The following is a 10,602-nucleotide window of genomic DNA, read 5'->3' as shown; positions in this document are numbered from 1 at the left end:
GGGCAACATACATCATAATAAGCAAAGAGCCGAAGACCATTAAGATTAGGTACGCGTGCGGTGATGAGGCCGGTGAACAAGAGGTGGCATTAAGCAAGACAATGAGGTACTTAATCGAGCCGTCGATGGCCGGCGATCGAACCAACAAGGCTGTGGACCCACAGACCACACACGGCGGACGGCGATTGGGCATTAAGCCCAGGGCACTCATCAAGGAAGCGCAGCCCAACACGTTGCCGAAATAACCGCCAAAAAGAACCAAGGCGTAAATCCACACATCCCAATTTTCACCCAAATCTAGGCACACCAAGCCCCATCCCCACACCCAGCATACAATTCAACACCCACCCCAAGCATATAATGATGTTAGGGAGTACGGCTGAGGGTGATGCGGTCCTTTGCTAACACTAGTAAGGTTTTATGTGATCTGGCGTTGTTATGATGATCTTCCTCTTACCGCCAACGTAAATCTCAATCTCATAGGCCTTACCCCTCCTGCCTATTATCGTGCCGACCTTACCCTGGTACCTCCTATGCGGTGCCGTGGTTATGAATGTTGGGTCTATGTCAATGACCACCTTATCACCGACCTTATACTCATAGAGCCACCTGGAAATCCCAGGCCTACCCTTCTCCCTGGGCTTCTTTGTCAATAGCTTCCTTGACTTGTAACGTAATCCATGTGTTCGGTGCACGATGAACCCCAAGCACCACAACCCTATGGAGTATTTAAGCATTCCCTTCATTAATGACTCATGTCCACCAATCCTTAAATTTAAATAGGGATTTTTATTAGGGACTTAATTGTGGTTAAGCGTATCATTAATTCTGAGGATATTTCCATGGCCGAGGCACTCAGGATTCTCGAGGAGAAACTAATCAGTGTTAATCCTGGCATTACTGACGAGGTCGTGAACAACACCCTGGACTACCTCAGGAAATTCTCCAAGGTTAGCCCGGACAAGGCTAGGGAATTGATTTCAGAATTAATGAAGAGATTCGGCCTGGCTAGATTGACCGCGATACAAATAGTCGATTTAATGCCTCAGACAGCCGATGAGCTTAGGGTATTGCTTGGGACTGAGAAGAGGGAGTTCAGTGATAAGGATGTTGAGGAGATCCTAAACCTACTAAAGAGTGCCAGGGGTTCCTGAGGGTGTTCTGAATGGTTAAGAGGGAGGACTACGCATACATACTCGACATAATACCTCCGGAGCAAATGCTCATTAAAGACCCATCCCTCATTAAGAAGGGCTTCCCGAGGAATGAGGCGTACGTGCAGGCCATTGGTGAGCAGTACTTCACACTACTTGAGTTAACGCTTAAGCCCAACGCCACGGCTGAGGTTGGTGAGAGGGTTTACATAGGTAGTGGGACTAGGGATAAGGTGAATAAGATTGTCAGGAGGATTAACTATGACGAGTTAACCAACGAGGCCAAGAACGCACTTCCTGAGGTTATTGCCAAGATTGTTAAGGCCCAGGAGAGTAGGTTCGTGGATTTCTTCAATAAGGCTGGCCCAATAACCCTGAAAATGCATAGCCTAGAATTGCTTAAGGGTATTGGCAAGAAGACCCTTTGGCAAATACTTGAGGAGAGGAGGAAGAAGCCCTTCCAATCCTTCGATGATATAAAGAGTAGGGTTGGTATTGACCCTGAGAAGTTAATTATTGACAGGATATTGAGGGAGTTACAGGGCACTGATCAGTATAGGATCTTCGTGGGTTAATTTTAACTACCTAACCCTAATAATCTTCCTCCGCCCAGCAATATCCCAAACCTCAACCTCAACACCGGGTTCAATCCTACCCTTAACCTCCTCCTCCATCTGGTCCTGGGCAACCTCAAAGGTGCTGTAGTTCCTAAGGTCCATTAACTGCCAGGAATCACCAACCTTAGCCACGACTTGGGCAACGAACTTCTCAATGATCGGCACCTCAACCTGGGCATCAGCAGGTACTATCAGGGTCCTCTTAACGTTATCGAAAACCCCAATACCCACTATCCTTACCTTGGCAGAGCCATGCTTACCAGTCTTACTCTTCTCAACCTCAACTACCTTGCATGGCTCCCCATCAATCATCACATAACTACCCTCCTTCACCGAACCTGCCTCTGTTGGCTTCGTTGACATACAAGTCGACATAGCTAGAGCCAATAAAAGGTTTTCTATCGAGTAATTTCCTGAGAAATTACTTATTAATTCACTTGGTTATGCATTAGCCTGAGTATTAATGAGAATAATGATGTACATTGGTAAGTACGAGGATTACGCACTGGCAAAATTAATAATCAATAGGCTTAGTAGTAATGGGGTTGAGGTCGTCGCCGCCAGGGACGTGGAGGTCAAGAACCTAGGCATACCTAAGTGGGATGGTTCCCAGGATGTTGATATGGCTATGGTGATCGGTGGTGATGGTACGGTATTAAGGTTTATTCATGAGGTCACCAATTCCATAAATACGCCAATACTCCACATAGGTACTGGCAGGGTTAATTACCTAAGTGACGTGAGCGCCAGGGAGTTGCCCCAGGTCCTTGATAGGATAGTTAAGGGTGAATACACGATCGAGGAGAGGCTCACATTGAAGGCCGTGGCTAAGGACTTCGAGTGCACGGCATTAAATGAGGTCTTGGTTAAGGGGGTTGATCCAGGGCACTTAATAAACGTGACGATTGTCGAGGATGGCGGTGAGGAGATAATGAGGGCTAGGATGGATGGTGTCATAATAGCGACGCCCACGGGTTCCACGGCTTATGCCTGGCGGCAGGAGGCCCTGCTGTCGATAGTAGGTTGGCCGTTAAGTTAATAGTGCCGCTTGCGCCTTCTCAAGGGCCTTGGTCCCAGTCGTGCATCCATATGAAATACCCATTAAGGTATTAACGAGTGAGGTGGCCCACATACTCTGCGATGGTATTGTCGCTCAGAGGGGTGCTGAGATACACATAGTCCCGGGTGATAGGAAGGTTAGGTTTATCAGGACACGCCAGTACAGAATGTACGATAGGTGTTTAGGAGGTTATTCATACCATGAGTCCCGGAGATGTTGTAATACTTGATACGTCCGCAATACTTCACATGAGGGATTTACGCCCATTAATGAGCATGGGCAGTCTGGTAACCACGAATTACGTGATTAATGAGTTGAGGGATGAGAGGGCCATTGTTGTTCCTGAAATACTGAACATAAGCGTTTATGAGGTTAGCGAAGATGAGGTTGCCAATGCACGGAGGAATTACCACATACCAAGGCTATTGAGTGATGCTGACGTTTCATTAATAGTCCTGGCAATGAAATTAAAGGATGAGAACCCACTAGTTATTACCGACGACTCAATGCTAATAAAGTTCCTTAGGAGGTTGGGGATTAGGTACTCAGTGGTCTTCCTGAGAAGGCGTCAGTAGGGCTTTGGCCTTAACTTAAGTTTCTTCGGCACGTTCTCCTCAGGTATCTCGGCGCCAGCAACTCTATTGTTACTGTGTCCTGGAACCAGGGTGTTGACCTACCAAAGGCCCTGGGCATGTAGTTCCTGATCTTACGACCCTTATGCACCGCTGCGTGGATGATGACCACGTTATCGACATTGAGGCCCCTATAGCTCGCGTTATTCTCGAGGTTCTTAAGAACCTCTAGGTAGCCTTGGCAACCTTAACAGGCCACTTAGCCACCGGCCAACCCTCCCAGGGCGTTGTGTGGTGTGCCTGCTTCTTGGTGAATCTCCTTATTGGTATTGGGGCCTTCATCTTAATGACATTGTTCAGGTATTCCTCGGCCTGCTTAATCGTGAAGCCCCTAATGAACCGGGCAACCTCAACAGCCTTCTTCCAACTAATCCTATACTCATAGCCAAGGGCCTTAACCACCTGATCCTCAGTAATGTTTGCCCCATAAATCTCCCTAACCCTCCTAATGACGTCCTCAGCATCAATACTCCAATCAATCCTAGCCATACCCAAACCAACGTGAGCAATGCAATATAAAAATATTTACCTACCGTAATTCATGCGAGATACCTAGGCATTACCATAAATCTCCCTAACTAATCGTAAGTATACATCCACAGACTTAATAATGTCATCAATCTCCACGTACTCATCAGGTCCATGGGCGCTGGTGATATTGCCTGGCCCGTACGTTAATGCATCCACACCGGCCCTTTGAAAGTATCGAGTATCAACGGGAACCTCGATATGCCTACCCTGGGATTCACGTGCAATACATGGTCTATTGAATTCATTAACTTACCTAATAGGTCTGATTTATTATTTAGGGCGGGTTCCACCCTATTTACTATGTAAATATCTATTGCTGATTTAACACCATCCCTTAACGTATTTATGTAATTAATTAATTCATTGTGTACGGTCTCGAGATCCTCGTTTGGCAGTATCCTTCTATCTATTGAGAATTGAAAGTAATTAGGTACAATATTACGAGAATAACCACCCCCAACAAACCCTCCCAATGTGATTGCCGCCCTCTCACCCAGGAATTGCCTATCCTCAATCCTAGGTTTTAAGTCGTTAATTAATGCATGGGCTATCCTAACGCCATCCTCAAAGGCATTAACTCCATACCACGGTTGTGAGGCGTGACTTGGTAGGCCCCTAACGACGATATCCAGTTGTAGTATCCCCATACTGCCAACCCACACTGTATCAAGGCCCGTTGGTTCGGCGACAATGGCATAATCGGGTTTACGAACCTGGCCAATTAGGTAGCAACGCCAGTCATACCACCAAGTTCCTCATCGGGTGTGAAGGAGAACTCAACGCACCCATGGAAATCTCCTAGTTCACTAAGCCTTTTCGCCAATGATACGAGGCTGCCGCACCACCCTTATCGTCGGATGCGCCTCTGCCGTAGATCCTGCCGTTGATGAGTACTGGCTTAAACGGTTCCGTAACCAACCAATCATTTCCTCCAGGAACCACATCATAGTGAGCATTGAAGTGTATTCTTTTGTCCCTGGCATTACATAGCTCGGCCAGTAATATGTACCTTGGATGATCAGCATATTCAGGGTAGTTCTCCTTAACGATGGATCGGGGTACCTCGACAATCCTCGTACTCAACCCATAATTAGTTAATAAATTATCCAGGTAGGTGACGATTTCCAGGTAATTCTCGCCAGGCGGTGCTACCGTCCTTAACCTAATTAGTTCCATCAATACATCAATTACTTGCTTAACGGTTTCATTCATCCCCACCTAACTCATTATATATTGCTAATAATTCCTTACCAACAATACTGGGCGAATGCCTCTGGGCAATGATCGCCTTGGCCCTAGCGCCAAGCTCCATGGCATACTCGGGGGAGTTAATCAACTCCTTAACACTATCCAGGAAGCACTTAACATCATTAACCTCACATAGTATCCCGCCATCACCCACGACCTCAGGCACCGAATCCACATTAGACGCGACAACAGGTATCCCCATACTCATCGCCTCGAGTGCCGTGAACCCATAGGCCTCACCCCTAGTTGGGAAGAGGAGCACGTCAAACTCAGCCATTAACCTGAGTAGTTCATCCCTCCTCATTGGTTTATAATACTCAATCCCCTCAATCCTCCTTGGGCTTTTACCAACATAAACCTTCCTAATGCGCCTTGGTAGCTTTGACATAACGTCCTCCGCAATGTCACCACCCTTCCTACGATACTCAACACCGACGAATCCAACCGTTATCTTATCATCGATTTTCCTAAAACTCGTCACCATTGGCGGTGGCACAACCCTAACATCCCTAAACCCCTCCTCCTCAAGGCCCTCCTTACTCCATTGGTCCATGTTATCACTGCCACGTTATCCCTATTGAATAAGTACCTAAAGGTTTTTATGGCGAGTCTATATAACGAACTCTTCCTTGACTTACCTATGTACTTCTCGAATAGGTTAAATATTGGTTGGTCAATCTCCTGTACCCAGGGTGTTCGTGGTATGAATAGGTTCAGGAAAAAGGCGTGGGTTAATCCCCTCAGCTTAAGTGAGTATGCTGGTTCTATTAATGCCTTAAGAAACCACTTAGTTGTTGTGTCCCTGGTTATGTAGAAGTCATTAGATGATGGTGATAAACCAACGGGTTCATTAATGACCCTATAATTAACGCCAGGTGGTGGATTCTCAAGCCTTAACCTAATCCCGGTCCTTATCTCCCCAGAAACCCTGTTCCTACTTACAATAATGTTTACAAGCATAGGCTAAGTCGTAAATGAGTAAACCAGGGCTATTATTAAATATTAGTCTCCTTCACGTAAGTTGAATGTTCTAGTAATTGTGTTGAAGTAGCTCTCAGGGTCGCCAACACTAAGCCAGGAATCATCACTAAGTAATAATCCATAGACCTCACCACCGCTATTAATCACGTTCTCAATGCCGTACGTCAATTCAAGCTCCCCGCCCACCCTGACAGACCTAAGTCCATCAAATATCCTTCTATTAAATATGTAGACAGCGGATATGGCAATATTAGACTTGGGATTACTCGGCTTCTCCTCAACATTCAACACCTTAACCAGGCCATAGCGCCATAAGTCCCTTCGTCCTTAACGACCGCGATACCATACCTACTTGGATTACTAACCCTTCTAAGGAACAATACAGCATCAGGTCTCAACTCATTATACAGCCTAACACCCTCTAGGTATCCACTCGTTAAAATGCCGTCATCTGCATGGACGAAGAATGGGTCGGAGTTCACGAAGTCCTCGGCTCTAAGCACGGCATCACCAAAGCCGAGGGGTTTCTCCTGGAATGTGAATGATATTTGAACCTTAAGCGAATCAGTGAATAATTTATCCATTAAGTAATCAATTAGTGGCTTTCCATTCCTACCAACAATAATTAGGAACTTGGAGACACCAACCTCCTGGAGGCGCGTCATTATTAGGTCAATTATTGGAACAAGCATGGGCATTTCATTCCTACGAATTAATGGCAGTAACGCCTTTGGCATTATGAGAGTCATGTTCCTCATCCTCGTGCCAAGCCCAGCCGCTGTAATGACTGCCTTGCTAATCATTAACAGGCTAGGTCTGTGGTGATAATATATAAGTATTTCATTTTTCGATATCAAAGGTAATCAAGAAGCGAACCCCTCCTCCTGGTATACCCCTGCCTACTGCCCTCCTCCCTACCTGCGTTATTCATTGACGGTTTAATCACCTTACCCTCCTCAATTAATTTCCTGGCTTGCTCAATTATTGAACGCGCAAGCTTATCACCAAAGCCCCTAATCATGCCTATAGCCCTCGGATCTGCATTGGCAATGTCTTCGACACTCCTAAATCCAGCGTTGTATAATGCCCTAGCCCTAGCCCTGCCAACACCCTCGAGATTCACCACCAACTCTATTAATTCATCCTTAACCCCATAGGTCAGCCTCCACCTGAGTATATTCAATCTCTCCTCATGCCCCCTCATACCAATGCGCCGGCGAGCCTAGCGACAGCACTAGCTAGCCAATCCATTAAGTCGCTATATACTCTTAAATCGCCGGGTCCCACGTCATAGTTCTTATATAGCTCATCCTCGGAAACCTCGTTAGCCCAGTCAAGGAGCATTACCGCGGTCTTCACAGTGGAGAGGTAATCCTCAATCTCCTCATCCTCAAACTCCCCATTCTCAATTTCATCCCTCGTGATCGGCGGTTTAATTAATAAGTAATCCCAATTATCAAGTACTAGCTCCAGGTAATCATCAAACTCATTCCTCCTAACCCTAAGCCTCGGCACCTCAGGCGATTGAATAATTAAGTGGGTGTAGCCTAAGTCATTCGTCTCATCCCTAGCCCTGAGACCGTGAATGTAGGTATTCGCCGTGTATGGATCCAGGTAAAGATTATTTAATAATAAACCTAAGGACGTCGCAGTCACATAGCTATCCCTCCTCTCGAGGAATCCCGACTCGACCAGGAAATTAACCACATCGTCAATCTTCCTCCTTAATAGGTCCCTGAGAAACTCATTCCTGTGGAAACCACCTTGAATGTACCCTAGGGTTGATGATACGAACCTCATCACGTCATCAATGTTCGAGGCATAGCCACTGGCTATTGCTGATAGCATGTGCGTGGTCAGGTTCTTATCGGTCAGGAACTTAGACTTGACATCCTCTACCCTGGCATTTATGTAATTCCTAATTAGGTAATCAACTTCGTCCTCACCCCTGGCGATAAGCACGGCCTCGCCATACGGATCAAGCCCAGGCCTGCCCGCCCTACCAGCCATCTGCTTATACTCCATCACGGGGAGTTCCTCCATCCCAATGCCCGGCTCATACCTCCTATACTCATGGATAATAACCCTCCTCGCCGGTAAATTAACGCCGGCAGCCAGCGTCGTCGTTGCAACAACAACCTTAATCAGCCTATCCCTAAAGGAATTCTCAACTATTGACCTTGTATCCATGTCGAGACCCGCATGATGAAACGCAACACCGCACTTAACAATCCTAGCCAACTCCTCACCAAGTAATTTGGACTGTGACGCCTCAATGATCGAGCTTGAGACCTTCGTTAATGCACCTGGCTCTATAAGCTTTATCCCGTAATTACATATGTAATGAGAAATTTGCTGGGCTAGCTTGACCGTGTTTGACCTGGAGTTTGTGAATACGAGGGCCTGGCCACCATTAATTATCGTATCCATCACGAGTGAGAGCACAGGATTTCCTAGGTCCTTAATCAATGCCCTGGATCCATCTGCGTAGTAAATAACGCCATCGTAATAGACGCCCTCCCTAAGCTTGACAGGCCTCCAATCGGAGACTACTAACTCGGCATTGAGGTAATTTGCGATCTCCTCGCATTGCCTATTGTCGCTGATAGGGCCAGTAATTGCGTGTTGAGGTTAAGTGCCTTTACCTTTGCGATTATTGATTCTATAGTTGGCCCCCTCTTATCATCATCAATATAGTGAATCTCATCAATGACTAAAACACCGACCTGTTTAAGCCACTCAACCTTATGCCTCAGTAGGCTGTCGAGTTTCTCGTACGTTGTAACCACTATGTCGTAATTCATGAGCCAAGCATCCTCCCTATCATATTCACCGGTTGTTACGGCAATCCTAACGCCGAGTCTCTCGTAAATCCTCAAGTCCCTAGCCTTCTCATAGGCCAGGGCCCTCAGTGGGACGGCGAGTATGGCCTTAACACCCCTAGTGAGCACGGCATTTATCATAACCAGCTCCGCCATCAGCGTCTTCCCTGTCGCAGTGCTCGTACACATGACCATGTTCCTACCGTCAAATAACCCCTTACGCACAGCCTCCTCCTGCGGCGGATAAAGCTCCTGAATACCCCTCTCCCTAATTACGAAGTCCTTCAGTATGTCTGGAAGTGGCAGGTCGGCGATGCGCAACGTAATCAGCCAGTCATTAATTCTCAACAGAATTAATAAAGAGTTTAGGCCGCATTAGACGCATAATTCATGCGCCTCAACACTGACGTCCCAGGTATTCGGCCAATTACTACCAAACCTGTCTATTAGGTATGGCCTTGCGTAGTCAGGCCATGAACCACTAAGCACGTAATTAACCACAGCCAAGGCCAATGCAGGCCCCACCTCGGCCCCATAGCCATTAAACCCACCAATTAATAGTAAGTTACTTGGCCCAATAGTGCCAATCACGGGCCTCATGTCAGGCGTAACTTCGCAATAACCAAACCCTGACCCGATAAGCAGCGCCTTACCAACCCTAGCCCTAACCTTACCCTTAAGTTCATTGAGGAATTCGCGATCGACACCAGCATCCTTACCTGGCTCTGTAATCTTCGAATTACCATCTCCACCAACAATTATTGAAAGGCCCAGACCACTTAATGCATTATCAATTATTGAACCGAGGGGTCTCATGTAAATGTTGAGTACATAATCATAAACAATACCACCGGCTTTCCTGGCCATGAATGCCGCCGCCTGGCACTTATACGGTAATAACGGTGCCCTTAGACCAGCACCCTTAATTACTATGGAGTTCCAAGCCCCCGCGGCGAGGATTATGTAATCCCCGCGCAATTCCTCACCATTTACTAAAACCTTAACGCCGTCACTACTAAGTTTAACAGTGGCGGTACCTCTAACGTAATTTATATCGTTGATCTTATGAATTTTATTAATCAATAATGGGTAATTAACGAGATTATCACCATTAATACTTAGAATGTATATCTCCTGGTCACTAACCCTCCTAAGGCCATACTCACCAATATCATCAACCACATGTAATTCAGCGCCGGAGTCACGCCACATACCCATTATGCGTGATACATCGCTATAACACGTCTCTGGTATTATGGTTATCGACCTCATGGGCCTTAAGACATTAACTCCCAATTCCCTTGATAACCCATTATACACATCCTCACTAATCCTCGCTAACGTAATGTCCTCAGGAAATCTAAGAAGCTTTGAGTGAATGAGTGGGAATCTTGGTCTTTGAAGCCCCGAGTTAATTAACGTAACGTTAATACCCCTTACTGAGAATAAGTGCGTTAATACGGTCCCTATAACTCCTCCACCAATTACTATAACGTTCATGCCAACCTAAGGCACATAGCGTGTATTAAGCATTAAGGTCCCCGCAGGGTATTTCGT

General features: G+C 46.4%; 13 protein-coding genes and 4 pseudogenes. 6 read left to right on the top strand and 11 right to left on the bottom strand.

All coding sequences use genetic code 11. The features are described 5' to 3' along the window. A pseudogene (locus JCM16161_RS10580) lies at nt 1-245 on the top strand (hypothetical protein); the annotation flags it as partial. A gap of 162 nt (nt 246-407) precedes the next feature. On the opposite strand, the gene JCM16161_RS10575 reads toward JCM16161_RS10580, so the two are convergent. Then, a complete protein-coding gene (locus JCM16161_RS10575; protein ID WP_054855829.1) occupies nt 408-698 on the bottom strand; it encodes a 50S ribosomal protein L21e in 291 nt (96 codons plus the stop codon). A 108-nt stretch (nt 699-806) separates the two neighbouring features. Between JCM16161_RS10575 and JCM16161_RS10570 the strand changes: the two genes are divergently transcribed. Continuing rightward, nucleotides 807-1,154, top strand: a complete 348-nt coding sequence (locus JCM16161_RS10570) for an RNA polymerase Rpb4 family protein (protein ID WP_054855826.1) — start codon at nt 807-809, stop codon at nt 1,152-1,154. 11 nt (nt 1,155-1,165) lie between these two features. Further along, a complete protein-coding gene (locus tag JCM16161_RS10565) occupies nt 1,166-1,729 on the top strand; it encodes a DUF655 domain-containing protein (RefSeq protein ID WP_054855825.1) in 564 nt (187 codons plus the stop codon). 6 nt (nt 1,730-1,735) lie between these two features. Here JCM16161_RS10565 and JCM16161_RS10560 read toward each other — a convergent pair whose 3' ends face one another. Then, on the bottom strand, nt 1,736-2,134 hold the full coding sequence (locus JCM16161_RS10560) for a translation initiation factor IF-5A (RefSeq protein WP_054855824.1): 399 nt from the start codon (nt 2,132-2,134) through the stop codon (nt 1,736-1,738). Nucleotides 2,135-2,234: 100 nt separating this feature from the next. Between JCM16161_RS10560 and JCM16161_RS10555 the strand changes: the two genes are divergently transcribed. The 3 genes from JCM16161_RS10555 to JCM16161_RS10550 are packed head-to-tail and all read left to right on the top strand — an operon-like array spanning nt 2,235 to nt 3,406. After that, entirely contained in the window at nt 2,235-2,810 is a 576-nt protein-coding gene (locus tag JCM16161_RS10555) for an NAD(+)/NADH kinase (RefSeq protein WP_243671392.1), read from the top strand. A 28-nt stretch (nt 2,811-2,838) separates the two neighbouring features. Continuing rightward, a complete protein-coding gene (locus JCM16161_RS18145; RefSeq protein WP_243671391.1) occupies nt 2,839-3,060 on the top strand; it encodes a hypothetical protein in 222 nt (73 codons plus the stop codon). Next, nucleotides 3,032-3,406 (top strand): hypothetical protein, encoded by a 375-nt coding sequence (locus JCM16161_RS10550; protein WP_054855823.1) that lies wholly within the window; start codon nt 3,032-3,034, stop codon nt 3,404-3,406. The genes JCM16161_RS18145 and JCM16161_RS10550 overlap by 29 nt, the downstream gene beginning before the upstream one ends. On the opposite strand, the pseudogene JCM16161_RS10545 reads toward JCM16161_RS10550, so the two are convergent. The 9 genes and pseudogenes from JCM16161_RS10545 to JCM16161_RS10520 all read right to left on the bottom strand — a co-directional run bounded on the left by JCM16161_RS10545 (nt 3,400) and on the right by JCM16161_RS10520 (nt 10,545). Continuing rightward, nucleotides 3,400-3,952: pseudogene (locus tag JCM16161_RS10545) on the bottom strand (50S ribosomal protein L22). The gene JCM16161_RS10550 and the pseudogene JCM16161_RS10545 overlap by 7 nt on opposite strands. A gap of 63 nt (nt 3,953-4,015) precedes the next feature. Then, nucleotides 4,016-4,150, bottom strand: coding sequence for a M20/M25/M40 family metallo-hydrolase (locus JCM16161_RS18140; RefSeq protein WP_243671390.1), 135 nt, complete (start codon nt 4,148-4,150; stop codon nt 4,016-4,018). Continuing rightward, complete coding sequence (locus JCM16161_RS18135) at nt 4,138-4,656, bottom strand: peptidase dimerization domain-containing protein (protein ID WP_243671389.1); 519 nt, start codon at nt 4,654-4,656, stop codon at nt 4,138-4,140. Before JCM16161_RS18135 ends, JCM16161_RS18140 begins: the two co-directional genes overlap by 13 nt. Before the next feature lie 136 nt (nt 4,657-4,792). Continuing rightward, the gene (locus tag JCM16161_RS18130) at nt 4,793-5,206 is read right to left on the bottom strand and encodes a M20/M25/M40 family metallo-hydrolase (RefSeq protein WP_243671398.1); all 414 of its coding nucleotides are present in this window, start codon (nt 5,204-5,206) and stop codon (nt 4,793-4,795) included. After that, nucleotides 5,199-5,795 (bottom strand): glycosyltransferase family 4 protein, encoded by a 597-nt coding sequence (locus tag JCM16161_RS18125; RefSeq protein ID WP_243671388.1) that lies wholly within the window; start codon nt 5,793-5,795, stop codon nt 5,199-5,201. Before JCM16161_RS18125 ends, JCM16161_RS18130 begins: the two co-directional genes overlap by 8 nt. Beyond that, complete coding sequence (locus JCM16161_RS18120; RefSeq protein WP_243671387.1) at nt 5,720-6,202, bottom strand: hypothetical protein; 483 nt, start codon at nt 6,200-6,202, stop codon at nt 5,720-5,722. The genes JCM16161_RS18125 and JCM16161_RS18120 overlap by 76 nt, the downstream gene beginning before the upstream one ends. A 42-nt stretch (nt 6,203-6,244) precedes the next feature. Then, nucleotides 6,245-6,960 (bottom strand): annotated as a pseudogene (locus tag JCM16161_RS10530) (sugar phosphate nucleotidyltransferase). A gap of 116 nt (nt 6,961-7,076) precedes the next feature. Next, a pseudogene (locus JCM16161_RS10525) lies at nt 7,077-9,366 on the bottom strand (DEAD/DEAH box helicase). 54 nt (nt 9,367-9,420) lie between these two features. Beyond that, nucleotides 9,421-10,545, bottom strand: coding sequence for an FAD-binding oxidoreductase (locus JCM16161_RS10520; RefSeq protein ID WP_054855821.1), 1,125 nt, complete (start codon nt 10,543-10,545; stop codon nt 9,421-9,423). Nucleotides 10,546-10,602 lie beyond the last annotated feature (57 nt).

This window comes from Vulcanisaeta sp. JCM 16161 (assembly GCF_001316285.1).
This window is presented reverse-complemented; position numbering and strand designations above follow the sequence as displayed.